Source organism: Pseudomonas sp. GW821-FHT07B01, assembly GCF_059419065.1.
This window is the reverse complement of sequence record NZ_JBWKRA010000002.1, coordinates 240,861-266,104: the sequence shown is the minus strand read 5'-3', so window position 1 is coordinate 266,104 and position 25,244 is coordinate 240,861. Positions and strand designations below refer to the sequence as shown.

At 59.7% G+C, this 25,244-nt stretch carries 22 protein-coding genes and 2 pseudogenes; 15 read left to right on the top strand and 9 right to left on the bottom strand.

The genetic code is table 11. The features are described from left to right. Nucleotides 1-96: 96 nt before the first annotated feature. Nucleotides 97-588 carry an ApeA N-terminal domain 1-containing protein gene (locus AC07S6_RS03755; protein ID WP_495111736.1) on the top strand — a complete coding sequence of 164 codons (492 nt, stop codon included), beginning with the start codon at nucleotides 97-99 and terminating at the stop codon, nucleotides 586-588. On the opposite strand, the gene AC07S6_RS03750 is transcribed toward AC07S6_RS03755, so the two are convergent. Both AC07S6_RS03750 and AC07S6_RS03745 read right to left on the bottom strand, forming a co-directional pair. Continuing rightward, nucleotides 515-1,501, bottom strand: a complete 987-nt coding sequence (locus AC07S6_RS03750; RefSeq protein ID WP_495111735.1) for a hypothetical protein — start codon at nucleotides 1,499-1,501, stop codon at nucleotides 515-517. The two genes, AC07S6_RS03755 and AC07S6_RS03750, sit on opposite strands and share 74 nt — an antisense overlap. Before the next feature lie 11 nt (nucleotides 1,502-1,512). Continuing rightward, nucleotides 1,513-2,765, bottom strand: a pseudogene (locus tag AC07S6_RS03745) (tyrosine-type recombinase/integrase). A gap of 368 nt (nucleotides 2,766-3,133) precedes the next feature. Here AC07S6_RS03745 and AC07S6_RS03740 point away from each other — a divergent pair. After that, complete coding sequence (locus AC07S6_RS03740) at nucleotides 3,134-3,472, top strand: hypothetical protein (RefSeq protein WP_089041730.1); 339 nt, start codon at nucleotides 3,134-3,136, stop codon at nucleotides 3,470-3,472. 120 nt (nucleotides 3,473-3,592) lie between these two features. On the opposite strand, the gene AC07S6_RS03735 is transcribed toward AC07S6_RS03740, so the two are convergent. Together AC07S6_RS03735 and AC07S6_RS03730 are read right to left on the bottom strand one after the other, a co-directional pair. Further along, nucleotides 3,593-4,318 carry a methyl-accepting chemotaxis protein gene (locus tag AC07S6_RS03735; RefSeq protein ID WP_370712708.1) on the bottom strand — a complete coding sequence of 242 codons (726 nt, stop codon included), beginning with the start codon at nucleotides 4,316-4,318 and terminating at the stop codon, nucleotides 3,593-3,595. Nucleotides 4,319-4,450: 132 nt separating this feature from the next. Further along, nucleotides 4,451-5,206: pseudogene (locus AC07S6_RS03730) on the bottom strand (MCP four helix bundle domain-containing protein); the annotation flags it as partial. A gap of 158 nt (nucleotides 5,207-5,364) precedes the next feature. Here AC07S6_RS03730 and AC07S6_RS03725 point away from each other — a divergent pair. Next, nucleotides 5,365-6,576 (top strand): multidrug effflux MFS transporter, encoded by a 1,212-nt coding sequence (locus AC07S6_RS03725; RefSeq protein WP_495111734.1) that lies wholly within the window; start codon nucleotides 5,365-5,367, stop codon nucleotides 6,574-6,576. 96 nt (nucleotides 6,577-6,672) lie between these two features. Here AC07S6_RS03725 and AC07S6_RS03720 read toward each other — a convergent pair whose 3' ends face one another. Together AC07S6_RS03720 and AC07S6_RS03715 are read right to left on the bottom strand one after the other, a co-directional pair. Beyond that, a complete protein-coding gene (locus tag AC07S6_RS03720; RefSeq protein ID WP_034127441.1) occupies nucleotides 6,673-7,587 on the bottom strand; it encodes a site-specific integrase in 915 nt (304 codons plus the stop codon). A gap of 108 nt (nucleotides 7,588-7,695) precedes the next feature. Next, nucleotides 7,696-8,508: a M949_RS01915 family surface polysaccharide biosynthesis protein gene (locus AC07S6_RS03715; protein WP_495111733.1), complete on the bottom strand. Its 813-nt coding sequence runs from the start codon at nucleotides 8,506-8,508 to the stop codon at nucleotides 7,696-7,698. Nucleotides 8,509-8,919: 411 nt separating this feature from the next. Between AC07S6_RS03715 and arnC the strand changes: the two genes are divergently transcribed. The 12 genes from arnC (at nucleotide 8,920) to AC07S6_RS03655 (ending at nucleotide 22,003) form a co-directional block, all read left to right on the top strand. Beyond that, on the top strand, nucleotides 8,920-9,951 hold the full coding sequence (arnC, locus tag AC07S6_RS03710; RefSeq protein ID WP_098951482.1) for an undecaprenyl-phosphate 4-deoxy-4-formamido-L-arabinose transferase: 1,032 nt from the start codon (nucleotides 8,920-8,922) through the stop codon (nucleotides 9,949-9,951). Beyond that, nucleotides 9,948-11,939: a bifunctional UDP-4-amino-4-deoxy-L-arabinose formyltransferase/UDP-glucuronic acid oxidase ArnA gene (gene arnA, locus AC07S6_RS03705; RefSeq protein WP_495111732.1), complete on the top strand. Its 1,992-nt coding sequence runs from the start codon at nucleotides 9,948-9,950 to the stop codon at nucleotides 11,937-11,939. The genes arnC and arnA overlap by 4 nt, the downstream gene beginning before the upstream one ends. Further along, entirely contained in the window at nucleotides 11,939-12,823 is an 885-nt protein-coding gene (gene arnD, locus AC07S6_RS03700) for a 4-deoxy-4-formamido-L-arabinose-phosphoundecaprenol deformylase (protein WP_133633724.1), read from the top strand. Before arnA ends, arnD begins: the two co-directional genes overlap by 1 nt. After that, nucleotides 12,820-14,475 carry a lipid IV(A) 4-amino-4-deoxy-L-arabinosyltransferase gene (gene arnT / locus AC07S6_RS03695; RefSeq protein ID WP_495111731.1) on the top strand — a complete coding sequence of 552 codons (1,656 nt, stop codon included), beginning with the start codon at nucleotides 12,820-12,822 and terminating at the stop codon, nucleotides 14,473-14,475. The genes arnD and arnT overlap by 4 nt, the downstream gene beginning before the upstream one ends. Further along, nucleotides 14,472-14,819: a 4-amino-4-deoxy-L-arabinose-phosphoundecaprenol flippase subunit ArnE gene (gene arnE, locus AC07S6_RS03690; protein WP_495111730.1), complete on the top strand. Its 348-nt coding sequence runs from the start codon at nucleotides 14,472-14,474 to the stop codon at nucleotides 14,817-14,819. The genes arnT and arnE overlap by 4 nt, the downstream gene beginning before the upstream one ends. Further along, nucleotides 14,816-15,229, top strand: coding sequence for a 4-amino-4-deoxy-L-arabinose-phosphoundecaprenol flippase subunit ArnF (gene arnF, locus AC07S6_RS03685; RefSeq protein WP_200647846.1), 414 nt, complete (start codon nucleotides 14,816-14,818; stop codon nucleotides 15,227-15,229). The genes arnE and arnF overlap by 4 nt, the downstream gene beginning before the upstream one ends. After that, nucleotides 15,226-16,608, top strand: a complete 1,383-nt coding sequence (locus tag AC07S6_RS03680; protein WP_034127447.1) for a UDP-glucose dehydrogenase family protein — start codon at nucleotides 15,226-15,228, stop codon at nucleotides 16,606-16,608. Before arnF ends, AC07S6_RS03680 begins: the two co-directional genes overlap by 4 nt. Then, complete coding sequence (locus tag AC07S6_RS03675) at nucleotides 16,609-18,231, top strand: ArnT family glycosyltransferase (protein ID WP_495111729.1); 1,623 nt, start codon at nucleotides 16,609-16,611, stop codon at nucleotides 18,229-18,231. Nucleotides 18,232-18,548: 317 nt separating this feature from the next. Next, the gene (locus AC07S6_RS03670; protein WP_269476462.1) at nucleotides 18,549-18,737 is read left to right on the top strand and encodes a type VI secretion system contractile sheath small subunit; all 189 of its coding nucleotides are present in this window, start codon (nucleotides 18,549-18,551) and stop codon (nucleotides 18,735-18,737) included. A 165-nt stretch (nucleotides 18,738-18,902) separates the two neighbouring features. Then, entirely contained in the window at nucleotides 18,903-19,613 is a 711-nt protein-coding gene (locus AC07S6_RS03665; protein WP_495111728.1) for an HPP family protein, read from the top strand. A 131-nt stretch (nucleotides 19,614-19,744) separates the two neighbouring features. Next, nucleotides 19,745-20,848 carry an enoyl-CoA hydratase/isomerase family protein gene (locus tag AC07S6_RS03660; protein ID WP_495111727.1) on the top strand — a complete coding sequence of 368 codons (1,104 nt, stop codon included), beginning with the start codon at nucleotides 19,745-19,747 and terminating at the stop codon, nucleotides 20,846-20,848. A gap of 3 nt (nucleotides 20,849-20,851) precedes the next feature. Further along, a complete protein-coding gene (locus tag AC07S6_RS03655; RefSeq protein WP_014718473.1) occupies nucleotides 20,852-22,003 on the top strand; it encodes an acyl-CoA dehydrogenase family protein in 1,152 nt (383 codons plus the stop codon). A 129-nt stretch (nucleotides 22,004-22,132) separates the two neighbouring features. Here AC07S6_RS03655 and AC07S6_RS03650 read toward each other — a convergent pair whose 3' ends face one another. From AC07S6_RS03650 to AC07S6_RS03640, 3 genes are read right to left on the bottom strand one after another with little or no spacing between them, the layout of a single operon-like run. Then, nucleotides 22,133-22,906 (bottom strand): enoyl-CoA hydratase, encoded by a 774-nt coding sequence (locus AC07S6_RS03650; protein WP_495111726.1) that lies wholly within the window; start codon nucleotides 22,904-22,906, stop codon nucleotides 22,133-22,135. A gap of 11 nt (nucleotides 22,907-22,917) precedes the next feature. After that, nucleotides 22,918-24,045 (bottom strand): acyl-CoA dehydrogenase, encoded by a 1,128-nt coding sequence (locus AC07S6_RS03645; protein WP_490614509.1) that lies wholly within the window; start codon nucleotides 24,043-24,045, stop codon nucleotides 22,918-22,920. A gap of 9 nt (nucleotides 24,046-24,054) precedes the next feature. Continuing rightward, nucleotides 24,055-25,239 (bottom strand): acetyl-CoA C-acyltransferase, encoded by a 1,185-nt coding sequence (locus AC07S6_RS03640; protein ID WP_495111725.1) that lies wholly within the window; start codon nucleotides 25,237-25,239, stop codon nucleotides 24,055-24,057. Nucleotides 25,240-25,244: the final 5 nt, after the last annotated feature.

The window sequence follows — 25,244 nt, the reverse complement described above, 5'->3', positions numbered from 1 at the left end:
GGGGTAGCCGCGCTGCCGGAGATGGGCAGGACAGGCTTACCCAAAGCCCAGTCAGAAGTCTGACTTTGAAGTTGATTGATCTGCTAGGAGAGCAATATGCGAGTCCTTGAACCTATCGTTAAAAATGGATTTTTCTTCTCGCCTGCTAATCCTGAGAAGCGCTATCCCGGAACATTGAAAATTCTTGACGGAGGACGGATTGAGCTACATCTCACCGCAGACGAAAACGCATTCGTCTCATTGGACGAGATGTTCATAGGTCGGCTGATCGGCAAGATCGAGGGCGGGTATATGACGCTTGAGGAATGCTCCTACGAGAAGATGAACCTCTCCCTCAGTGGAGGAGCCTCAACGTCATTGATTTCCGCCCGGATTGCATTTATCGGCATGGGAATGCCTGAAGAATGCCTGTTCGATGAGCTTGAGTTTGCTGTGGAAGAGCTCAGTGAGTGGTATGGAAAATCGGTGTTCAAGCCCCGAGTTGGTGCTGACCCTTCAGACTGGACGATCGACTTCAAATTGTCCGAGCCATTTGAATGCAAGCTGCATGACGACTCAAGACTCCAGCTTCACCCAGCTCGTGTTTGAGACCTGAACCGATTTCGCTAACCGAGAGACGCCTTCCACAAGGATTGACAAATAATGGTTCACAGTCACTACCAAAACGGTGTTGAATTTCTAAAATGTGGCGTGAGATTTTCACCCCCAGGCGCGAGGTTATTTTACGGGGGCGCCGCTCAGGTTTGCGTTGGCCAACTTTTTTGGCCATGGGTAGCCATAGGGTGTAGTACTTCTCGTGATCAGCGCTTTCAATAAACTCAAAATCAGCAATGTTTAGCGAATGAAATTGAATCGATCGAGGTGCGAGTTCTAAACCTATGTGAAGTACGATATTAAACTGGACATCCTCCCAAGAGTCAGTCAAAGATTGTCGTTCAATGCGTTTAAGCAATAGAATTTCCTCATCGAGTTCCAAGCCTGACTGAGAGAGAAAAATTCGAGAGTAGGGAGATGAGCGTTCGGTTTTGAAGTCCTTGATCTTTAGATAAATATCGTTACTAAATCCGGCAATTCCTCTATCCATTACCCAGCGATAAAGCGTGCGAAAGACGACTACGTATTCTCTCGAGCTGTTCCAACTGTTGAATGCACTAATAATTTCGTCGGCTGCCCAAGGGAATTTCAAGGAAATATCAGTTTCCGAAACCCGATGGAGCATTCTGGCGGCCCTATATGCAGTTGAAGGGGAGTATTTCTCTAACATATGGGCCATAAATGCCTTTGCTATTTCGACAAACTCCGAGCTCAACTTTAGACCAGACCAGTCAATATTCATTGCCGTTCCGCCGTCGTACCACGTCCAGACGTTCAATCGAGTATCGACATACTTTGGCTGGTCATTAGTGCGAGTCCGAATCGTAACGTAAGCGGGCCCCCTGAACACGTAAGCTGGTAAAGAGGAGGGCGGTGACGCGTGTTCTTGAGCGGCTGATTTGGTCACGGCGAATCTCCTTAACTGTCAAGTCGGCTCCAGGCTGCCGAGGTGCGCTGGGCATTGTGGAGGTTGGCCGACTCGGCTAGATAACGACCTGCGTAACGACGTGGCATAGTCGAGGTCTCAGACCAACCGCAGACTCGCCGGAGTTCGTCCGTGGCCCGTTCGAGGTCATGCCCACGCTTTTCGACTAGGTAAGCCAAAAAGTGGTCTGCAAAGGTATGGCGAAAGTCATGCGCAGAAAGTGTAGGTAACAATCCTGGATGAGCCAGCTCAATGGTCAGAAACAGCTGATCAAGAACTTTAGACAACGCGCGGATCGACAGCGGGCGGCCACGATCCGAGATGAACAAATAGCGATACAGCAATTTCATCGGTTTACCATCACGCAGAGGGCGCCTGTCGCTCTGGATAAAGCGCTCGTAGACCTCATACAACTGTGCGGAGATGCCTACGGTCCGCCCATGTGTTTTGAGCGCAGGCTCTTCAACGCGCGGGTCGGGGGATCAAGTTCGCGATCATTGATGCTGACATAGGCGTGCTGAGAACCTTTATTGATATCTGTGGTGTAGAGCTTCAGAAGCTCTCCGCGACGGATGCCGGTCTCCAAGAGCAATTCAATCATTAGCCAGTTACGCAGTTGCAAACGTTCCGGGAACGGATTCTCCGCAGCGCCAGGGCGAATCAGTGTGCGAACGATCTGTAATTGCGTATCTGTCAGGCTGCGGTAACGAGTGCGGTCGGGACGAGCATTGATGATATGGCTCTCAAAGCGCCGCTCAATGACGTCAGCAACATCGGCAAATACCACGTTGATGTCTGCCTGTGTGGCTGGATTCTGACGGGCGCGCGGGATGTAACGGGTGACGCACCAAGACAGGTATTTCTTCAGCAGGCGCAGGTACTGGTCACGTGCTCGTGAACTGATCTGCTGAAAAAGTACAGTGCCAGGTTTGCCGATTCGGGCGATCAGATTATCGGCATGACGGCCACTTTGGAGCCAAATAGCGTAACCGTCCAGCAAAGCCAGACTCGCCTCAAAGTGGCAGGCCAAAATGGCCTCATCGATATCCAGATCTCGGCTTTTGGCATAGGCGTAGAAAGCCTGGATGGCGCGCAGGTGCGCCGCAGCCGTGTTGTAAGCGCGGTGCCTGAGTTTGAGTTGGACGTAGATGAACGGAATGAGTATGGGCAACGGCGTCGCATCACCAGCTTGTACAAGCAGCGGTAGTCGTTGACCTGAAGAGAAACGGCACTGAATCAGTTTCATCGCCAGCCACCTCATTCAAGGAATCGTCATGAACACTATGGACATGGCCCGTTGAGAGAGTAGGCGTAAAAACGAATTCGTCGAATCAGTGACTTACGTGGCTTATGAACATATCTGACATAGCAGCTCGTTTAACATAATATACATTATGCGTACCATCATGTACGGGACTGGGGGGCTCTGGTGATGAGATTTCGAGCCTGGCACAGGCTTCGATCACTTGGCAGCACCCCGTACCTGGATATCAGTAAAGCGTGAGTCAAACAGGCTCGCGACACCTGACGACAACTCCGTCACGGTTGGCTTATCCGAGCACGTCATGAGAATCTACACGCTCAAACCACAGCTACCGATAATTGAGGTCATGGATGAAATTCAAGTTGTCCTTCACGCGCAAGAACAAATCAGACTCAATGGAAATGGACATTTTCACACTTGAAGTCGATGCTCATGTTGAGCCAAAACGAATCGCTGATTTTGATCAAGGCACAGCTTCAGTTAGCTTTGGATACCCAGGAATCACTGAGGAATACAGTATTGTCAGTCCACCTACCCAAGATGACCTAGTAGTTTTGGAGCTGGCCGGCAAACCGATTTTCAGGCTTTGGCAGCGAGATTCGGATGATTTGAGCATTGGTGCACCGATTACGGTGAGCCAAGGCGAATTCGACCAGACTCAGGGCCGTGTTACCCGACGAACCTGGTGATACACGCATAAATTAGATGGAGGGCCATGAATTCTGGTCCCTCCGCCTCCGTACATATTCATATGCATTATAACTAAACTAAATAGTTATTTAGTTTAGTTATATATGGGTCGTCATCCATCAAAGCCTAAACCGATCCACCGACTGCGAAAGCTTCCCCGCCAAACTCGACAATTCATCCGTCGTCGACGCCGTCTCGCCAATCACCCGACTGTTACTTTCCGACATCCCCGCAATCCTCTCCACCTGATGAGCAATCTCATTACTGGCCAGGCTCTGCTCACTAATAGTGCGGGAAATATCGTTGACCAATTCAGTGGTGCTCAGCGTGGCTTGGAGGATCTCGCGAATGGCACGTTCCACTTCGGCAGTCACCGCCATGCCCTTGTCCACTTGGGCAACGCCCTCCTCCATGCTGATCACCGCTTCACGGGTGTTCTGCTGGATACTCCCGACCATGCTGGCTATTTCCTGGGTGGAGGCGCTGGTGCGTCCGGCCAGGCTGCGCACTTCGTCGGCCACGACCGCAAAGCCGCGCCCTTGTTCACCGGCGCGGGCGGCTTCGATGGCGGCGTTCAGGGCCAGCAGGTTGGTCTGGTCGGCAATCCCCTTGATCACCTGGATAATGCTGTAGATCGCCTCGGACTCCTTGTCCAGCGTGCGGATCACTTGGGCTGACTGTTGGGCAGATCGGGCGATGCCATCCATGTCGCTGACCACCTGGTGGATGACCCGGCCGCCGTCCTTGGCCAGGGTTTCAGCCTGGCTGGCCATGTCCAGGGCACGTTGGGCGTGGCGGGTGATTTCTTCGATGCTGGCGGTCATTTCGCTCGCGGCGGCGGCCATGGTGCTGGCGGCGACGCTTTGTTGCTGGCTGCTGCCTGCCACTTCATGGCAACCCTGGCTGAGGCGCTCGCTCATGCCATTCACGCCATGGGCGTTGCTGCGAACCACTTCGATCATGCCGCGCAAATCCCGCTGCATCGTCGCCAGGCTGCGAATCAGTGCACTGGCTTCGTCCTGGTTCTTGGGTTCGACAATCGGCTCGCTCAGGTTGCCATGGGCAATGCTTTGGGCAATACGGCTGGCGGTGCGCAACGGCCCCATGATGCTCAGGGTCACCCAACGCCCTTGAGCAAGCAGCAATAGCAGGCTGGCACCCAATACGATAATCAAGGTCCAGTTAGCGTTACTGATGGTTTGCCGGGTACCGGTGCTGGTGAGTTGGGTATTGTTTTCGATCAGTTCGCTCAACGCCGCCATTTGTTCTTCCAACTGGCTGAACGCGGCATTGAAGGTCTGCAGTTCCCCTCGTGCGGCCTCTGGATTCTCCAGGGCCAGCGCGACGATGCGCTCGCCGGCACTGATGTAGGTGTCCAGGCTGGGTTTGATTTTTTCCAGGCTGGCCTTGATCGAGGCGTCCAACGGCAGCTTGAGATTGTCCGCCAGCACCTCGCGAAAGTGCTCGGCATGCTCCTTGATCGAGCTGTTGACCTCGGCCGCCGTACTGGTGCTTTTGCCCAGCCCGACCAACATGGCTGACAGTACATCCGCACGCAGGGCGTCGTGCATCATGTCGGCTTCCATGTGGTTGCGCAGTACCGTCATGCTGACGTCGTTGTCCTGTACCGCATCGGCCATCCGTGTATTGCCCAGGTAGCCAGCCAGGCTCATGATCAAGGCGGTGAGCAACCCGGTCGCAATCAACAGCACCAAGCGTAATTTGATCGTCATAGTGATATCCCTGTGCCAGGACCGCCGGTTGGGAGCCCAACCGTTTCAGTGTCGTTGCTAGTTGTATCGGCAGCTGTTGCTTGTTAGTGAAGCCTAAGTTTGCGGATCTGCGCGGTTCCCTTAAGCTGACCGTCCGTTGCTCTACCTGGATCTGCCAAATGCCTCAACGTATCGCCCGCCTCGCCCTTTTGCTGGGCTTGATCACCGCCGTCGGCCCGTTTGCCATCGACATCTACCTGCCGGCGCTGCCGACCCTGGGCGCCAGCCTCCAGGCCTCGCCGGCCGCCGTGCAGATGAGTTTGACGGTGTTCTTCATGATTATCGGCGTGTGCCAGTTGTTCTACGGCCCCCTCAGCGACGTGTTCGGGCGTAAACCACCGATTTATGCGGGTTTGGTGATCTTTGCCATTGGCAGCGTCGGCTGCGCGCTGGCACCGACCATCGAAGTGTTGATTGGTTTTCGTGCGGTGCAGGCGTTCGGTGCTTGTGCGGGCATGGTGATTCCACGGGCGATTGTCCGTGACCTGTATACCGGCCATGAAGCGGCGCGTCTGATGGCTTTGTTGATGCTGGTGATGAGTGTTTCGCCGATCCTCGCGCCGCTGGCCGGTAGCCTGGTGATTTCGATCTGGAGCTGGCGCGAAGTGTTTGCCGTGTTGGCGGTGGTGGCCGTGCTGTGTCTGGTGATGACCGCCGTACAACTGCCAGAAACCCACCCGGCCGAGCGCCGCCTGGGCAAGACACTGGGCCAGGCGTTCGGCAGTTATGGCGCCCTCCTCCGCGACCCGGTCTTTACGGGTTTGTCGGTGGTGTGCGGGTTTGGCCTGGCCACCTTTTTCGTGTTCATCGGCAGCGCGCCCTTCGTGTACATCGAATTTTTTGGCCTGACACCGACCCAGTTCAGCCTGTGCTTTGCGCTCAACGCGGCCTCGTTTTTCGCCATGAGCCAACTGACCGCCCGCCTCAGCGCCCGCTTTGGGCTGGCGCCGTTGATTCGCTGGTCGGTGGTAGGCGTGGCGGCGGTCATGAGCTTGCTGGCGGGCACTACGCTGTGGGGTGACAGCCTGACCTTGATGATGGGCCTGCTGTTTATCGGTTTTGGCTTTCTTGGCCTGCTATTGCCGGCGGCCGGGGTGCTGTCGCTGGAGGATCATGGTGCGGTGGCAGGTTCTGCGTCTGCACTGCTGGGTGCGATCCAGATGGTCACAGCGGCTGTGGCGATGACCTTGGTGGGTATCTTTGCCGACCATACACCGGCGCCGATGTTGATCGGTATTGCGCTGTGTGCGCTTGCCGCGATGCTGACCACCTTGTGGACGTTGCGGCGCTTACCGGCTCACTTGACCTCAAGCGTCCCGCCTTCCTCTTGAGCACAGGAACAGGCAGATTCAACATTCTGGTTGCCTGTGAGGCCCTCTTCGCAGGCAACCCAGCTCCCACATTTGAATCGTGGTGTATCCACAAGCCTACAAATCAAATCGATCCACCGCCCGCCGCCGCTCATTGTCGTCACGCACGTCATAGCTGGCGGTGGTCTGGATATTGGTGTGATGCGCCAGTTTCTGCGCAATCGACAAATCATGCTCCTCGATCACCCGGGTGATGAATGAACGACGGAAATCATGGGGCATGATCTTGACCCCCACCTGATCACCGCGCTGGCGTGCGATGTAGTAAATCGCATGCTTGGTGATCCGCTCTCGGGTGATATGGCTGCCTCGCCGGATGCGGTTGAACAGGAAGCTATCGTCTTGCTCGCCTTCCTTGAGGTGCTCGCGACGAAACGCCAGCCAGGCCTGCAGCTTGGCAAACGCCCAGTCCGGCGCGTACTTGACCAGCTCTTTGTTGCCCTTGCCGATCACGCGCAAGCTGCGCTCGTCAAAGTTGACCTGTGCCAGGTCCAGGTTCACCGACTCCGACTTGCGCATGCCCGAGCCATATAACAGGCCGATCACTGCGGCATCCCGCAGGCCCTGAGGCCGAGGGTCGGCGGCGCAGACGTCGAGCATCTCGCGGATCAAGGTGCGGCGCAGATTGCGGCCCTGGCTCAGGCGCGTACCGGGTGTGGCCTTGACCGAGCGCATCTTCAACAGGTGGTCCTGGCTGATCAAGCTCATGCGCCACGCTTCATTCATGACCCCGCGCACCGCATTCACATACAGCGACGAAGTGTTCGGCGCTAAGCCGTCCTCGCGCAAGGCAGCCACCAGTGCGATGACGTGTTCAGGCTGCAGCAGGTGCCAGTCAATCTCTTCGAGGTTGAGGTCTTCGAAACCCAAGCGGTCGGCGGCATCCTGCAGCACGTAGCGCATGGTCAGTTGGCTGGAAGGCGCCAGGCGTGTGAGATATAGGGTCAGTGGGTTGCAAATGGACTCGGTCAAGGTAGATCAGCCTTTGGATTAAATACACCGACCAACTATTTGATTAGTCGATGTATTTAGTGGATTGGCGAAGGCCGAGTCTAACCCAGGACCGGCCCTGGCACAAAATCACGGGGCCGATTCGTCGTCTTCGCTGGCTGCCTGGGGTTGGGCCTGGGATTGGCTCCAGTCAGCGTCCTGTTGCTGCATCAGCGCGAACCACTGCTGGCGCATAAAGGCGAGGTAATGGTCCGGCGCCTTGGCAAAGTCCTTCTCGTCACCATAGCAACCCGGCAGGGGCAGTTCGGTGCCCTGCTCCTTGTATTGGCTGACCAGCGCTTGCTGCGCCGCGACGCTGCAGTCGGTGGGCAGGGGCATGCCGCGCAAGGCACCAGCGTCCTCGTCCCACCAACTGGCGCCCACGCGGTCAAGGCCACGCAGACGATACTTCTCGGACTTGCCGGCATGCATGATCAACTTGAATTCGTTGGGGCTGACATCACTGGTGCAGGCCCGCGAATAACCGACCGTGGCCTGGGTATTGCCGTCGCCCAGCAGGTCGGTGACCTTGGTGGCAGCCCGGTCAAAGCGCAGCCCTGCGTCGAATTCGCAGTGCTGCACATCGTCGTACAGCATCCACACGCGCTTGGGGCGCTCGCCACTCAGCACATATTGCGCCGCGTAGACAAAGGCCGATTGGGTACCATCGTCATCGCGCTCACCGACTTGCTCGGCGAGTACCAGCAGGTTTTTGCCTTGGCGGTCATCCCAGGTATAGGCGGCGACCTGCTTGCCGCGCACTTCCACCCCGTCCGGCACCTGGTCCAGTGGGGTCAGCGCGACGCCCTGATCAGCCCGCACGCTGGTGACACAGGCCACCGTCATCAACAATCCCATCAGCGCTGGCCGCAACTGGCCGCGTAAAAGCTGCACGCTATTCATCCGAGTACCCTGGCAAGAGAGGGCTTACTTTACCGGCACTTGAGCGCTAATGCAGAGAAGATTGTTGAAGGGCGAGCATTGGGCTGATCGCCTCGCTCAGATTGAACCAAGCGTCTTGTACGAAGCTCCGATGTCGCCCTGTGAGACCTACATGTAACGCCTTGAGTACTTAGCTGAACCCTAGCTGTCTGCCTGTCAAATAAACGAGTTTTTCATCCGCCTTTCATATTCGTTGCACATTTTTGCGCTTAACCTTATGGGCAACACTTAAGAGCAATCCGTGGATTATCGACTAACCTATTGAAAACGCATCATCTTTAGCCCCGTTTTGTAATCTGCGGGCTGTAGTTTTGCCCAATGAACGCTGCCGTTTTCACGCTTGAAGTCGCTTTAGCCCGAGGTCATGAATCTTTGAAACCCTACCCTATTCATTGCGTGTCGATCGTTATCCCGGTCTACAACGAACAAGAAAGCCTGCCTGAGTTGCTGCGTCGCACCACGGCAGCCTGCAAGCAGCTGGCCTACGAATACGAAATCATCCTGGTGGATGACGGTAGCCGCGACAACTCGGCCCAACTGCTCGAAGACGCCGCCGCGGAAGACGGCAGCAATGTGGTAGCGGTGATCCTTAACCGCAACTACGGCCAGCACGCGGCGATCATGGCCGGCTTTGAACAGTGCCGTGGCGAAGTGGTGATCACCCTTGACGCCGACCTGCAGAACCCGCCGGAAGAGATCCCGCGCCTGGTCGAGCAAGCTGCCCTGGGCTACGACGTGGTCGCCACCGTGCGTAACAACCGCCAGGACTCGGCCTTCCGCCGCTGGCCGTCGCGCTTGATCAACCTTGCCGTGCAGCGCTCTACCGGCGTGGCCATGACCGACTACGGCTGCATGTTGCGCGCCTACCGCCGCACCATTGTCGACGCCATGCTCGCCTGCCGTGAGCGCAGCACGTTCATTCCTATCCTGGCCAACGGCTTCGCCCGCCACACCACGGAAATCCTGGTGCACCACGCCGAACGTGAGCACGGCGAATCCAAATACAGCGCCATGCGCCTGATCAGCCTGATGTTCGACCTGCTGACCTGCATGACCACCACGCCCTTGCGCCTGCTGTCCATCGTTGGTTTCAGCCTGGCGGCGCTGGGCGTGCTGTTTGCCTTTGCCCTGATCGTCATGCGCCTGGCCTTCGGCGCCGACTGGGCCGGTGATGGCCTGTTCGTGTTGTTTGCGGTGTTGTTTGTGTTCACCGGTGGCCAGTTCATCGGCATGGGCCTTTTGGGCGAATACCTGGGCCGCATGTACAGCGATGTCCGCGCCCGCCCACGCTTCTTTATTGAAAAAGTGCTGCGCAACCAACCGGCAGCACCGGCTCCAGTCGTCGTGGTCGACGGCCTGGTGTCGTCCCATACTTCTACTTCTTCGGATCAGGTCCAGTCATGAGTTCAAAAGCTGTTGTATTCGCCTACCACGATATTGGCTGCGCAGGCATTGAAGCGCTGCTCAGCGCCGGTTACGACATTGCCGCCGTGTTCACCCATGCCGATGACCCCAAGGAAAACAACTTCTACGGTTCCGTCGCCCAACTCTGCGCCCGCAATGGCATCCCGGTGCATGCACCGGAAGACGCCAACCACCCGCTGTGGGTCGAACGCATCGCCAAGTTGAACCCGGAGTACATCTTCTCGTTCTACTACCGCAACCTGCTGAGCGAGCCGCTGTTGGCCACCGCCCGCAAAGGCGCGTTCAACCTGCACGGCTCGTTGCTGCCTAAATACCGTGGCCGCGCGCCGGCCAACTGGGTGCTGGTCAACGGCGAAACCGAAACCGGCGTCACCCTGCACCGCATGGTCAAGCGTGCCGATGCCGGCGCCATCCTGGCCCAGCAGAAAGTCACCATCGAGCGCAGCGATACCGGCCTGAGCCTGCACGCCAAGCTGCGTGAGGCGGCCACGGCGCTGCTGCGTGATGCCCTGCCACAGCTGGCCCAGGGCAAGCTGAGCGAAACCGCCCAGGACGAGAGCAAAGCCACCTACTTCGGTCGTCGCACCGCCGCCGATGGCAAGCTGGACTGGAAAAAACCTGCCGAGCAACTGTTCAACCTGGTACGCGCAGTGACCCAGCCGTACCCGGGCGCCTTCTGCGCCGTGGGCGAGCACAAGCTGATCGTGTGGCAAGCCGACGTGGTCAAGGGCAACGAAGGTCTGGCGCCTGGCCGTGTAATCAGCGTCAACCCGCTGCGCATTGCCTGCGGTGAAGATTCCCTGGTGGTCAAGTTCGGCCAGCGCAACGAAAACGGCCTGTACCTGGCCGGCCCGTCCCTGGCCGATGAACTGGGCCTGGTGGATGGCTCCGTGCTACGCGGCGCCGAGTCGGGTCGCAAGCCGCGCCGTACCCGTGTGCTGATCCTGGGCGTGAACGGTTTTATCGGTAACCACTTGTCCGAGCGCCTGCTGCGTGACGACCGCTACGAAGTCTATGGCCTGGACATCGGCTCCGACGCCATCGAGCGCCTGCGCAGCCACCCGAACTTCCATTACGTGGAAGGCGACATCAGCATCCACACCGAGTGGATCGAGTACCACATCAAGAAATGCGACGTGGTGCTGCCGCTGGTGGCCATCGCCACGCCGATCGAATACACCCGTAACCCGCTGCGCGTATTCGAACTGGACTTCGAAGAAAACCTCAAGCTGGTGCGCTACTGCGTCAAGTACAACAAGCGCGTGATTTTCCCGTCGACCTCCGAAGTCTATGGCATGTGCCAAGACCAGTATTTCGACGAAGACACCTCCAACCTGGTAGTGGGCCCGGTCAACAAGCAACGCTGGATCTACTCCGTCTCCAAGCAACTGCTGGACCGCGTGATCTGGGCCTACGGCGACAAGGGCCTGAAGTTCACCCTGTTCCGGCCATTCAACTGGATGGGCCCGCGCCTGGACCGCCTGGACTCGGCGCGTATCGGCAGCTCCCGCGCCATTACCCAGCTGATCCTGAACCTGGTGGAAGGCACGCCGATCCGTCTGTTCGACGGCGGTGAGCAGAAGCGTTGCTTCACCGACATTGCCGACGGCATCGAAGCCCTGGCGCGCATCATTGATAACGACAATGGCGTCTGCGACGGCCAGATCATCAACATCGGCAACCCCGAAAACGAAGCCAGCATTCGCCAGTTGGGCGAAGAACTGCTGCGTCAGTTCGAGGCTCACCCACTGCGCCACAACTTCCCGCCGTTCGCCGGTTTCCGCGACGTCGAGAGCAAGGCGTTCTACGGCACAGGCTACCAGGACGTGGCGCACCGCAAGCCGAGCATCGAAAACGCCAAGCGCCTGCTGAACTGGGAGCCGAGCGTGCAGATGAGCGAAACCATCGGCAACACGCTCGATTTCTTCTTGCGTGAAGCCATGCTTGAAATTGCGGATAAAAAGTAATGCAGGCAGGTCTTCGCATCGACGTCGACACCTACCGCGGCACCCGTGAAGGTGTGCCACGGTTGCTCGACTCCCTGGCCGAAGCCGGGGTCAAAGCGACGTTCTTCTTCAGTGTCGGGCCGGACAACATGGGGCGTCACTTGTGGCGCCTGATCCGCCCGCAGTTCCTGTGGAAGATGCTGCGCTCCAACGCAGCCGGCCTGTATGGCTGGGACATCTTGTTGGCCGGCACTGCCTGGCCAGGCAAGCCGATTGGCCGAGACCTGGGGCATTTGATGCGCCAGGCCAAGGCGGCCGGGCATGAAGTCGGCCTGCACGCCTGGGACCACCATGGCTGGCAGGCCAACACCGGGCGTTGGAGCGAGGCACAACTGGTCGAGCAGATTCGACGCGGCGTAGACACCTTGAGCGACATCCTCGGCGAGCGCATCGACTGTTCAGCGGCCGCCGGCTGGCGTGCCGATGAGCGTGTGGTGCAAGCCAAGCAAGGCTTCAACTTTCGCTACAACAGCGATTGCCGGGGCACCAGCCTGTTTCGACCAACTCTGGCCGATGGCAGCGCGGGCACCCCACAAATTCCGGTAGACCTGCCGACCTTCGACGAAGTCGTCGGGCCGGTGGTGGCTGCCAACGATTTCAACCGCTTCATTCTCGAGCGCTTCAGCGCGTCGAAGCTGAACGTCTACACGATCCACGCGGAAGTAGAAGGGATTCTGATGGCCAATGAATTTCGCCAGTTGCTCGCCCAGGCCGGGCAGCGCGGCATCGAGTTCAAACCCTTGGGCGAGCTGTTGCCCACGGATGTGACCACCCTGCCCCAGCAACAGTTGGTGCGCGGCGCATTGAGCGGCCGCGAGGGTTGGCTGGGAGTACAGCAGGCATGATCCGCCGCTGGGCTTTGCCCTTGCTCCTGCTGGCGTTTGCCGTGTTCTACCTGCTGCCATTGGCCACCCATGGCCTGTGGATTCCAGATGAAACCCGCTATGCGCAAATCAGCCAGGAAATGCTGCTGACCGGCAAGTGGGCCGCGCCGCACTTCATGGGCATTCGCTACTTCGAAAAGCCCGCCGCAGGCTATTGGATGATCGCGCTGGACCAGGCGATCTTCGGGCAGAACCTGTTCGGCGTGCGGTTTGCCTCGGCATTGAGCACCGGTTTGAGCATTCTGCTGGTGTATCTGGTCTCTCGCCGGTTGTGGAACGACCCGCAAAAAAGCCTGGTCAGCACGCTGCTCTACATGAGCTTCGTCAGCGTGGCCGCGCTGGGCGGCTATGCCAACCTGGACCCGCAGTTCACCTTCTGGGTCAACCTGACAGGCGTGGCCTTGTGGTTCTGTTTCGACAGCACCACGCGGCGTGCGCGCTTGTGGTCATGGGCCTTGCTGGGCCTGGCGTGCGGCATGGGCTTCATGACCAAGGGCTTCCTGGCCTGGTTGCTGCCGGTGCTGGTCGCCCTGCCCTACGCCGTCTGGCAAAAACGTTTTGGCGAGTTGTGCAAATTTGGCCCTGTTGCCGTGGTGGTGGCGATTGCTGTCAGCGTGCCGTGGGCCCTGGCCGTGCACCTGCAAGAGCCGGACTACTGGCATTTCTTTTTCTGGCACGAGCACATCCAACGCTTTGCCGGTGAAGACGCCCAGCACGCCGAACCTTTCTGGTATTACTTGCCGCTGCTGGTCGCGTTCGCGCTGCCGTGGGTTGCGCTGTTGCCGTCCGCGTTCAAGCAGGCCTGGCTGCAACGGCGCGTGCCGAAAACCGCGTTCCTGCTGCTGTGGCTGTTGATGCCCCTGGCCTTTTTCAGCCTGGCCAAAGGCAAGCTGCCCTCCTACATCATGCCGTGCATGCTCCCCCTGGCCTTGCTGATGGGCTCGGCCCTGAGCGACAAACTGGCTCAAGGCCACGGCCGCGTGCTGCGCATCAATGGCTGGTTGAACCTGGTGATCGGCGTGCTGGTCTTACTGGCCCTCAGCTGGTTCCAGTTGAAGAAGCCGGTCTACGAACCGGGTGAGGAAACCCTCAGCCTGGTGCTGGTGTTCATCTTTTTGTTCGGTTGGATCGTGGTCAATCTGCTGCAAGCGGCGCGCCCTTTGGCATTGTGGGCCGCGCCGCTGATCGGCAGTGGATTGCTGGTGCTGCTGGTGCCTGCGGCGTTGCCCCATTCGGTGGTTTACAACAAGACCCCGGACCAGTTCATCATTGATCACATCGACGAATTGCAACCCAGCGTTGCCCTGCTGAGCAACGACCTGGGCGCCGCCTCGGCGCTGTCCTGGCGCCTCAAACGCCCGGATATCACGCTGTACAACACCTCGGGTGAGGTCAAGTACGGCTTGGCTTACGAGGATACGGCCCTGCGTCTGGTCGACCGTAACCGCATCCAGGCATGGATGGCCGAAACCCGTCGTACCGGCGCGGTGGGCGTGGTGATGCGCGTCAATAGCACCGGCGAAAAAGAAGAACTCGCACTGCTGCCCACTGACGGCAAGCGTTATGCGCAAGGCAAGATCGTGATCCTGATTTTCCCGCAGGTCGCGCCATGATCACCCTGCTGCTACTGCTCACGGCCTGCCTGCTGACCTGCATGGGCCAAGTCTCGCAAAAATTCGCCGTGGAAAGCTGGCGCGGCCTGCCGGACGGCTGGGCACCGAAACTGCGCTCGCCGTGGTTGTGGTCGGCGCTGGTGTGCCTGGGCCTGGGCTTGCTGGTGTGGCTGCTGGTGTTGCAGCGCCTGGAAGTCGGCATTGCCTACCCCATGCTCAGCCTGAATTTTGTGCTGGTCACGCTGATGGCGCGCTTTGTGTTTCACGAACCCATTGATGGCCGTCACTGGCTGGGCGTGGGGCTGGTGATTGCCGGCGTGGTCTTGCTGGGGCGCCAGGTATGAGTCGCGTGCGGGGTTTCGCCCTGGCTTTGGGCAGTGTCGGCCTGGTGAGTGGCGCCCAATTGGGCATGCGCTGGAGCATGACGCGCCTGCCGCTGCCCACCCAATGGCTGGCTGCCTTCACGGATAACAGCATCGACCTGGGCGCCCTGGGCGTGGTGATCCTGGCGATCATCGCCTATGCGCTGTCGATGCTGTGCTGGCTCGGCGCACTGAAGCACTTACCCCTGGGCCGCGCCTATTCGCTGCTCAGCATCAGTTACGCACTAGTGTATTTGCTGGCCGCCAGCCTGCCGGTGTTCAACGAAGATTTTTCGCTTTCAAAAACCCTGGGGGTGGCCTTGGTCATCCTCGGCGTACTGGTTATCAACTCTCGTCGTGCTAGCACCTCAAGTCCCAGGAATACCCCATGAAAATCAGTGTATTTGGTAGTGGTTACGTTGGTCTGGTCCAGGCCACTGTATTAGCCGAAGTCGGTCACGATGTTATTTGCATGGACGTTGACAAGCACAAGGTCGAATCGCTGCAGAAAGGTCACGTGACCATCTTCGAGCCGGGCCTGGCAGCCATGGTCAAGGACAACCTGGAAAGCGGGCGCCTGCGCTTTACCCACGACGAAAAACTCGCCGTCGAGCACGGTGAAGTGTTGTTTATTGCCGTGGGCACGCCGTCGGATGAAGACGGCTCGGCCGACCTGAAATACGTGCTGTCGGTGGGTGATGCGGTAGCCCGCCATCGCGTGGCGCCGGTGATCCTGGTGGAAAAATCCACAGTACCGGTCGGCACTGGCGACACATTGCGCGACCACATCCTCAATAACCTGCGCGCCGCCGGCCGTGAGCTGCAGTTCGATATCGTCTCCAACCCGGAATTCCTCAAGGAAGGCTCCGCCGTTGCCGACTGCCGCCGCCCGGACCGGATCATCATCGGCTGCGAGCGTGAAGAGGTGCGCGACGTGATGCGCGACCTGTACGCACCGTTCAACCGCAACCACGACCGCATCATCTTCATGGACCTGCGCAGCGCAGAACTGACCAAGTACGCCGCCAACTGCATGCTGGCCACCAAGATCAGCTTCATCAACCAGATCGCCGAGTTGGCTGAACACCTGGGTGCCGACATCGAGTCGGTGCGCCTGGGCATCGGTGCCGACTCACGCATCGGCTACCACTTTATCTACCCTGGCTGCGGTTATGGCGGCTCGTGCTTCCCCAAAGACATGCGCGCCCTGATCCACAGCGCCAAGCAGGCCAACTGCTCCAGCGACCTGCTCGAAGCCGTGGAAGCCATCAACCAGCGCCAGAAGAGCAAGCTGTTCGAGCGCATCAACGCGTTCTTCCAGGGCAACCTCAAGGGCAAGACGTTTGCCCTGTGGGGCCTGGCCTTCAAGCCCAACACCGATGACATGCGTGACGCCCCCAGCCGCGTGCTGATGGAAGCCCTGTGGGCTGCCGGCGCCAATGTGCGCGCCTTCGACCCTGAAGCCATGCAGGAAACCCAACGCATCTACGGCGATGACCCGCGCCTGATGCTGATGGGCACCCCGGAATCCACCTTGGGCGGCGCCGATGCGTTGATCGTGTGCACTGAATGGCAGCAATTCAAGGCGCCGGACTTTGACCTGATTCACCAGCGCCTGAAAACCCCGGTGATCTTCGACGGCCGTAACCTGTACGACGGCGAGCGCCTGACGCGCAAAGGCTTCAAGTACTTCCCCATCGGCCGCGGCGACTCCTGCGAGTTACCGATCCCCCAGCAAAACTGGGTGGAACAGGTCAAGGACGCTTGCTAAGTGAACATCGCCTTACCGTCCGGGCAGCGTGCAACGATACGCCGCCAGTCCCTGGGGCTTGGGCTCTTGGCGCTGGTGCTGTTTATCGTCGGCAACTGGCACCAGGCGATCATCGGCTTCGATTCGCGCTTTGTGCTATTTGCCCAGGAAATGCTGCGCCATGGCCCGAGTTTCTTTCCCACCACCTATGGTCAGCCGTATGCCGATTACCTGGCGACCTCGACCCTGCTGACGTGGCTGCTGTCGTTGCCCCTGGGCCAGGTCACCAGCCTGACGGCGTGGCTGCCCACGGCGGTCGCTTCGGCGCTGATTGTGGTGCTGGTCTATCGCCTCACGGCGCCCTACTCGCCACGTTGGGGCCTGCTGAGTATTGCGATGCTGCTGCTCAGCAGTACGTTCATCAGCGAAACCCGTGCAGTCTCCCTCGACCAGATGCTCGCCGCCGTGGCGTTGGCGGTGTTCTACCTGGGCTACGCCCATGATCATTTTGCCGCAGCCAAGCGCCTGCATTGGGTGTTTTTGCTGTTGCTGCTGGGGTTTGCCATCCGTGGCCCGATCGGCCTGGTGATCCCTACGGGCGTGTTGTGCAGCTACTACCTGATCAACCGCCAGTGGCGCCAGCTGTTCAGCTTCGGCCTGCTGGCACTGGCGCTGCTGGCAGCCTGCGTCGGCCTGTTGCTGCTGCTGGCCAAGCTCAGCGGCGGCGAAGATTTTATGCATGACGTGATTCGCATGCAGTTCCTGGGGCGCATGGATGGCAGCGAAGGCTCCGGCGGCGTGCTGTATTACTTCACCAGCTCCCTGGGCAACTACGCCCTGGCCTATCCAATCGCGTTGTTGGTGCTGCTGGCGGTGCTGATGGGCGGTCGACGTGCGCCGGACCCGGCATTGAAGCTGGTGCTCTACTGCGCGGCAGCCGGTGTGTTGGTGATGCTGGGGCTGTCGGTGCCCCAAGCCAAGAAAGCGCGCTATATCCTGCCGATGTTGCCGATGGCCGCGATCATTGCCGCGTATCCCTTCGCGGTCACGCAAGGGCGACAGTTTGCGTGGCTACGCGCCTTGATGCTGGGCATCTGGACGCTGTTGCCAACGCTGTTGGCCATTGGCTTGATGGTGGCGCGGCGGCGCTATCCGGAACCGCTGGCCGACCTTGAGCTGATCTTCGTCGTGCTTGGCACGCTACAGATGCTGGCCCTGATGGCATTGCTCCGCTCGCGGCTGCGCACCTACGGGCCCGCCTTGGGCGCCGTGCTCGCCCTCTGGGCCACCTACATCATGGTGGTTGAACCCCTGGAACGTCAGGTGTACGACACCCGCACCTTCAGCCTCGCCGTCAAGGCGCAAGTTCAGCAACAACCGGCGCCGCTGGTGTTGCACGCACTCGGCAAAGACGCGAAAGCCATCAAGTTCATGGTCAACTTCGATTGCGACAAGGTTCCGCTGTTTACCCAATTGCCCGCCGAATTGAAACCGGTCCAGGCGCCGGCATGGTTGGTCATGAGCCAGGCTGATTTCCAGGCGCTGGACGATCCGCGCCTGCGTTCAATCACGCCAACGCTTACCGCAGCGTTCGACAAAACCCCCTATGTGTTGCTGCATTTGGCAAAAACCTCGACGCCTTGAGTGCTTTTCCGGCTGCATTGTCAGAAGAACGCCCACTCCCTCCACGAGTGGGCGACTTTCATCATAGGTACCAAGAAAACACCTACATTTGTTTGCGTAATGGCTGGTGCACTTTCCCTTCCGGTGCTCGGAGCCCAACTGTAGACTCGCTGCCACGTGCACTTACTATCTACCACCCGATCGTCAGGACTGCCCTGAAACGCTTGGGTCAGGGCACTTCACAACAAGGACGTTGTAGGCTGCCCGCGCGCGATGGCTTACTTCATTGAGAGGACAATGCCGTGCGAGAAGACCTGTTAACCGTACCCTTACCCAGGCTGGATCGTTTGATGGCATTGCGTGACGCACTGGTGGCGTTAAAGGGGCCGTTGGCCGACGACCCCAGGCTGCGCGAAGACTTGCAAGCGCGCCTGTTCAACGAAGAAACCCATAGTCGCGTGCTGGGCAAGATCAACCCCGCTGCATCCGCGTCCACCGGGGAGATAACCTATGGCGAAGCCGGTTAACTGCATTTATATTGCATTCAATGTTCATTAATATGCAGTGGCGCCACCAGATCAAGCGCGGCACACTGCGCAGGTTCCTTCCCCCAATGTTGGAACCTTCAAAGGGCTGTTCCGGGAAACCAGGCAGGCCTTTTTTTTCGCCCGCTGTTTATGGACCGTCTTTCAATGCTCGCTCGCTGGTTACCCGCTGCAATCAACACCCGTCCCGCCGAATGGAGCCGTGCAGCCATCGGCATGGCCCTGGGCACGATGCTCAGTGTCTGGGCCTGTGCCCAGGTGTTCGGCATGGAAGTGGCCCTGCACCTGCTCGGCCCTCTTGGCGCATCGGCCGTACTGCTGTTTGCCGTGTCGTCGGGGGCGCTGGCCCAACCCTGGTCAATCATGGGCAGTTACCTGTGTGCAGGCGTCGTCGCGTTGCTGGTCGCCAGAGTCTTGGGGCGGACCCTGGGCAGCGCCTGCCTGGCGGCGGGCATGACCGTGGTCCTCATCTGCTGGCTGCGCTGCCTGCACCCACCGGCCGGCGGCCTGGCCATGACCCTGGTGCTGGCCGATCCGGCATCGGTCGGCCTCGGCTGGTACGAGCTTGCGCCGGTGATGCTCGGCGCCAGCGCCCTGCTCGCCTGCGCGCTGGCCTATAACAATGCCACGCGCACGCGTTATCCCAAGGGCCTTGCCGAGCCTGCCCCGGTTATCCTGGGCTCTGCCACCGCCGTGAGCGAGCCGAGCATCACGGCAGCCGACCTCAAGCTCGCGTTGGCCGAGATGGAGCAGTTCTACGATGTCGAACCGACAGAGCTTGAACAACTGATCCACGCCGCCGAGAGCCATGCCCGGCGTCGCAGTATCGGTGAGGTTCTGGCCAGCCGGGTGGTTTGAGCGACACTGCATAAATGCAACAACGACCTGCATGATTCCAAGTTGTACGAGGCAAATTTGCACTGGTACGATCACGAGAGAGTTCGCCCGCGAACGTCTTGATAAAGAACAATAAAAGCAGGGAGTTAGAGATGACTGCTCAGGTTTCATCCCAAGCAAGCCACGCCGAGATCCAGCAGGATGCAGTTCTGGCACAGGTGCGTAACCATATCGGCCACCTCACCCTCAACCGCCCCGCAGGCCTTAACGCCATCACCCTGGACATGGTCCGTCAGTTAACCGCGCATTTGCAGGCCTGGGCCGACGACCCCGAGGTCTACGCCGTGTTACTGCGCGGCGCCGGTGAGAAGGCCTTTTGCGCCGGTGGCGACATACGTTCGCTGTACGACAGCTTCAAGCAAGGCGACACCCTGCACCAGGATTTCTTCGTCGAGGAATATGCCCTTGACCTTGCCATCCACCATTACCGTAAACCCGTACTGGCGTTGATGGACGGCTTCGTACTCGGCGGTGGCATGGGCCTGGTGCAAGGCGCGGACCTGCGGGTGGTCACCGAACGCAGCCGCCTGGCAATGCCGGAAGTGGCCATCGGGTACTTCCCGGATGTGGGCGGCAGTTATTTCCTCTCGCGTATTCCTGGCGAACTGGGCACCTACCTTGGGGTGACCGGCGTGCAAATCCGCGCGGCGGATGCCTTGTATTGCGGGCTGGCGGACTGGTATATCGACAGCGCCAAGCTGGTTGAACTGGATCAGAAGCTCGACCGTCTGCAATGGAGCGAGTCTCCCCTCAAGGACTTGCAAGGCGCACTTGCCAGGCTGGCCGTGCAGCAATTGCCCGACGCCCCGCTGGCGGCCTTGCGCCCGGCCATTGACCACTTTTTCGGGTTGCCGGACGTGCCCAGCATCGTCGAGCAACTGCAGCAAGTAACCGTGGCCGATAGTCACGACTGGGCACTGACCACCGCCAACCTCATGCAGACGCGCTCGCCCCTGGCCATGGCCGTGACCCTGGAGATGCTGCGCCGTGGCCGCCACTTGCCACTGGAACAGTGCTTTGCCCTCGAACTGCATCTGGATCGCCAATGGTTCGAGCGCGGCGACCTGATCGAAGGGGTTCGCGCCCTGATCATCGACAAGGACAAGACGCCGAAGTGGAACCCGCCCACCCTCCATGCGCTGGATGCCAGCCATGTGGAGAGCTTCTTCCGCGACTTCGCGCAGATTGAGAAATAAGCCATGCAAGATCTTGAATACACTGAAGAACAAGTGATGATCCGCGACATGGCGCGCGATTTTGCCCGTGGCGAAATCGCCCCCTACGCCCAAGCCTGGGAAAAAGCCGGCTGGATCGACGACGCCCTGGTGGCGAAGATGGGCGAGCTGGGCCTGCTGGGCATGGTGGTCCCGGAAGAATGGGGTGGCACCTATGTCGATTACGTCGCCTACGCCCTGGCCGTGGAGGAAATATCCGCCGGTGACGGCGCCACTGGCGCCTTGATGAGCATCCATAATTCAGTGGGTTGCGGGCCGATCCTCAACTACGGCACCACCGAACAGAAACACACCTGGCTGGCCGAACTCGCCAGTGGCCAGGCCATCGGTTGCTTCTGCCTGACCGAACCCCAGGCCGGTTCCGAAGCCCATAACCTGCGCACCCGTGCCGAACTGCGTGATGGCCAATGGGTCATCAATGGCGCCAAGCAGTTCGTCAGCAACGGCAAGCGGGCCAAATTGGCCATCGTGTTCGCCGTGACCGACCCGGAACTGGGCAAGAAAGGCATTTCGGCGTTCCTGGTGCCCACCGACACCCCAGGTTTCGTGGTCGACCGCACCGAGCACAAGATGGGCATTCGTGCGTCAGACACCTGCGCCGTCACCCTCAACCAATGCAAGGTTCCCGAAGCCAATCTGTTGGGTGAGCGCGGCAAGGGGCTGGCCATCGCCCTCTCCAACCTGGAAGGCGGCCGTATTGGTATCGCCGCCCAGGCCCTGGGCATCGCCCGCGCCGCGTTTGAAGCCGCGCTGGCCTACGCCCGTGATCGGGTGCAGTTCGACAAGGCAATCATCGAACACCAGAGCGTGGCCAACCTGCTGGCCGACATGCAAACCCAGCTCAACGCTGCGCGCCTGCTGATCCTCCACGCCGCACGCCTGCGCACTGCCGGCAAACCGTGCTTGTCCGAAGCCTCCCAGGCCAAGCTGTTCGCCTCGGAAATGGCCGAGCGGGTCTGCTCCAAGGCGATGCAGATCCATGGTGGGTATGGGTATCTGGAGGATTACCCGGTGGAGCGTTACTACCGGGATGCACGGATCACGCAGATTTATGAAGGAACCAGCGAGATTCAGCGGATGGTGATTGCCAGGGAGTTGAAAAACTACCAGCTCTGATAGGCATGACCCAAAGCCCCGTGGGAGCTGGCTTGCCTGCGATGCAGACACCTCGGTCCATCAGCTAACCGAGGCGATGCCATCGCAGGCAAGCCAGCTCCCACCTTTGCTATGCGGGGTTTGGCAGGGTTATTTATCCTTGAATTCCGGCGCCCGCTTGGCCACGAATGCGGCCATACCTTCCTTCTGATCCTGGGTCGCGAACGCCGCATGGAACACCCGGCGCTCAAAGCGCACGCCTTCGGACAGGCTGACTTCAAACGCACGGTTCACGCTTTCCTTGACCATCATGCTGATCGGTACGGATTTACCAGCGATCAGGGTGGCCACTTTCAGCGCTTCTTCCAGCAATTCATCGGCGGGCACGATGCGCGCCACGATCCCGCAGCGCTCGGCCTCTACCGCGTCGATAAAACGCCCGGTCAGGCACATTTCCATGGCCTTGGCCTTGCCCACTGCGCGGGTCAGGCGCTGGGTGCCGCCCATGCCCGGCAGCACGCCGAGGTTGATTTCCGGCTGGCCGAATTTGGCGGTGTCGCCGGCAAGGATAAAGTCACACATCAGGGCCAGTTCGCAGCCACCGCCCAGGGCGAAGCCATTCACGGCGGCGATGATCGGCTTGCGGCGATTGGCCACGCGATCGCTGTCGCTGAACAAGTCGTCCATATAGATCTGCGGGTAGGTCAGCTCGGCCATTTCCTTGATGTCGGCACCGGCCGCGAAGGCTTTTTTCGAGCCAGTCAGCACGATGCAGCCAATTTCAGGGTTGGCTTCCAGGCTGTCCAGCGCCTGGTTCAGCTCACTGACCAGTTGTGCATTCAAGGCGTTCAGGGCGTTGGGGCGGTTAAGCGTGATCAGCCCCACACGGCCCTGGACGTCAAGCAGGATGGTTTCGTAACTCATGTATCGGCTCCTTAAAGATTGCGTGAGATGACCATGCGTTGAATATCGCTGGTGCCTTCGTAAATCTGGCAGACCCGCACATCGCGGTAGATCCGCTCCAGGGGGAAGTCGTTCAGGTAACCGTAACCGCCCAAGGTTTGCAAGGCGGCCGAACAGACTTTCTCGGCCATTTCGGACGCAAACAGCTTGGCCATGGACGCTTCCACCAGCGCCGGCTTGCCACTGTCACGCAGGGCGGCGGCGTAATGCACCATCTGCCGGGCGACGGCGATCTGGGTGGCCATGTCGGCCAGGCGAAAGGCCACGGCCTGGTGTTCGACCAACGGCTTGCCAAAGCTTTCACGCTCACGGGCATAGTCGCGGGCCGCTTCAAAGGCGGCACGGGCCATGCCCACCGACTGGGAGGCGATGCCCACGCGGCCACCTTCCAGGTTGGCCAAGGCGATTTTGTAGCCCTCGCCCTCCTCGCCCAGGCGGTTGGCCACCGGCACTTTCACGTCTTCAAACAGGATCTGGCAAGTGTCCGAGGCATGCTGCCCCAGCTTGTCTTCCACCCGTGCCACGGTATAACCGGGCGAATCGGTGGGCACGATAAACGCGCTGATCCCACGCTTGCCTGCGGCGGGGTCGGTGACCGCAAACACAATCACGATCCCGGCGTTTTGCCCGGAGGTGATGAACTGTTTGCAGCCGTTGAGTACATAGTGGTCGCCTTCCAGGCGCGCACGGGTTTTCAGGCTGCTGGCATCGGAGCCGGCCTGGGGTTCGGTCAGCGCGAAAGCACCGAGCATGGCGCCACTGGCCAGGGGCGTGAGGAACTGCTCTTTCTGCTGGTCATTGCCAAACTTGAGGATCGGTACGCAACCCACCGAGTTGTGCACGCTCATGATCGTGGAGCAGGCACCGTCGCCTGCTGCGATTTCTTCCAGGGCCATGGCGTAGGCCAGGTAGCCGGTGTCGCAACCGCCCCACTGTTCCGGGACCAGCATGCCGAAAAAGCCCAGTTCGGCCATTTGCGCGACGGCCTCCTTGGGAAAGCGATGCTCGCGGTCCCACTCGGCGGCGAAGGGTTTCAAGCGCTCCTGGGCAAATTGCCGGGCGGCGTCGCTGATCTGCAGTTGTTCGTCATTGGGCAACATAGGTCATCCTCAATACAGGCATTCAACGGCCATGGCCGTGGCTTCACCGCCGCCAATGCAGATAGCGGCGACGCCACGCTTGAGCCCCTTCTGGCGCAGGGCCGCGAGCAATGTCACCAGGATGCGTGCGCCGGAGGCACCAATGGGGTGGCCCAATGCGCAGGCGCCGCCGTGCACGTTGACCTTGCTGTGGGGAATCTCCAACTTGCTCATGGTCACCAGGCTGACCACGGCGAAGGCCTCGTTGATCTCGAACAGGTCCACCTCGTCCAGGCTCCAGCCGGTCTTGCTCATCAGTTTGCGAATCGCCCCCACGGGCGCCACCGGAAACAGCCCAGGCTCATCAGCAAACGCGGCGTGCCCGTGGATCACTGCCAACGGCTTGAGGCCGCGCTTGAGCGCCTCGGACTCACGCATCAGCAACAACGCCGCGGCGCCATCGGAGATCGAGCTGGAGTTGGCTGCTGTCACTGTACCGCCGTCACGGAACGCCGGTTTCAGGCTGGCAATCTTGTCCAGCCTGGCTTTCGGCGGTTGCTCATCGTGCAGAATGGTTTTTTGTTCTTTGCCCACGGTGACCTGCACCGGGACAATTTCACTGGCAAAGCTGCCGTGGGTAATGGCCTCTTGTGCGCGGGTCAGGGAAGCGATGGCAAACGCGTCCTGGGCTTCCCGGGTAAAACCATTGTGCTCGGCGCAGTCCTCGGCAAAGGTGCCCATCAGGCGCCCCTTGTCGTAGGCATCTTCGAGGCCGTCGAGGAACATATGGTCGAGCACCTTGCCGTGGCCCATGCGGTAGCCGCTGCGCGCCCGATCCAACAGGTACGGGGCGTTGGACATGCTTTCCATGCCGCCTGCGATCACCACATCCACGCTGCCAGCGCGCAGCGAGTCGTGGGCCAGAATCGTCGCTTCCATACCGGAACCGCACATTTTGTTGAGGGTGGTGCAGCGCGTGCCCTTGTCCAACCCGGCGCCCAGGGCAGCCTGGCGGGCAGGCGCCTGTCCAAGCCCGGCGGGCAGCACACAGCCAAACAGCACTTCGTCAACAGCATCGGTGGCGATACCGGCACGCTCGACCGCCGCACGAATGGCGGCTGCGCCCAGTTGCGGTGCGGTCAGGCTTTTGAGGTCGCCCTGGAAACCGCCCATGGGCGTGCGCACGGCGCTGACAATAACAATAGGGTCGTTCATAGCCA

What these genes read in the sequence shown, in the direction of transcription:
- AC07S6_RS03755 (WP_495111736.1), top strand. Translation starts at nt 97, where the DNA reads ATGCGAGTCCTTGAACCTATCGTTAAAAATGGATTTTTCTTCTCGCCT.
- AC07S6_RS03740 (WP_089041730.1), top strand. Translation starts at nt 3,134, where the DNA reads ATGAAATTCAAGTTGTCCTTCACGCGCAAGAACAAATCAGACTCAATG.
- AC07S6_RS03735 (WP_370712708.1), bottom strand. Translation starts at nt 4,318, where the DNA reads ATGGCCGCCGCCGCGAGCGAAATGACCGCCAGCATCGAAGAAATCACC.
- AC07S6_RS03725 (WP_495111734.1), top strand. Translation starts at nt 5,365, where the DNA reads ATGCCTCAACGTATCGCCCGCCTCGCCCTTTTGCTGGGCTTGATCACC.
- AC07S6_RS03715 (WP_495111733.1), bottom strand. Translation starts at nt 8,508, where the DNA reads ATGAATAGCGTGCAGCTTTTACGCGGCCAGTTGCGGCCAGCGCTGATG.
- arnA (WP_495111732.1), top strand. Translation starts at nt 9,948, where the DNA reads ATGAGTTCAAAAGCTGTTGTATTCGCCTACCACGATATTGGCTGCGCA.
- arnD (WP_133633724.1), top strand. Translation starts at nt 11,939, where the DNA reads ATGCAGGCAGGTCTTCGCATCGACGTCGACACCTACCGCGGCACCCGT.
- arnT (WP_495111731.1), top strand. Translation starts at nt 12,820, where the DNA reads ATGATCCGCCGCTGGGCTTTGCCCTTGCTCCTGCTGGCGTTTGCCGTG.
- arnE (WP_495111730.1), top strand. Translation starts at nt 14,472, where the DNA reads ATGATCACCCTGCTGCTACTGCTCACGGCCTGCCTGCTGACCTGCATG.
- arnF (WP_200647846.1), top strand. Translation starts at nt 14,816, where the DNA reads ATGAGTCGCGTGCGGGGTTTCGCCCTGGCTTTGGGCAGTGTCGGCCTG.
- AC07S6_RS03680 (WP_034127447.1), top strand. Translation starts at nt 15,226, where the DNA reads ATGAAAATCAGTGTATTTGGTAGTGGTTACGTTGGTCTGGTCCAGGCC.
- AC07S6_RS03665 (WP_495111728.1), top strand. Translation starts at nt 18,903, where the DNA reads ATGCTCGCTCGCTGGTTACCCGCTGCAATCAACACCCGTCCCGCCGAA.
- AC07S6_RS03660 (WP_495111727.1), top strand. Translation starts at nt 19,745, where the DNA reads ATGACTGCTCAGGTTTCATCCCAAGCAAGCCACGCCGAGATCCAGCAG.
- AC07S6_RS03655 (WP_014718473.1), top strand. Translation starts at nt 20,852, where the DNA reads ATGCAAGATCTTGAATACACTGAAGAACAAGTGATGATCCGCGACATG.
- AC07S6_RS03650 (WP_495111726.1), bottom strand. Translation starts at nt 22,906, where the DNA reads ATGAGTTACGAAACCATCCTGCTTGACGTCCAGGGCCGTGTGGGGCTG.
- AC07S6_RS03645 (WP_490614509.1), bottom strand. Translation starts at nt 24,045, where the DNA reads ATGTTGCCCAATGACGAACAACTGCAGATCAGCGACGCCGCCCGGCAA.
- AC07S6_RS03640 (WP_495111725.1), bottom strand. Translation starts at nt 25,239, where the DNA reads ATGAACGACCCTATTGTTATTGTCAGCGCCGTGCGCACGCCCATGGGC.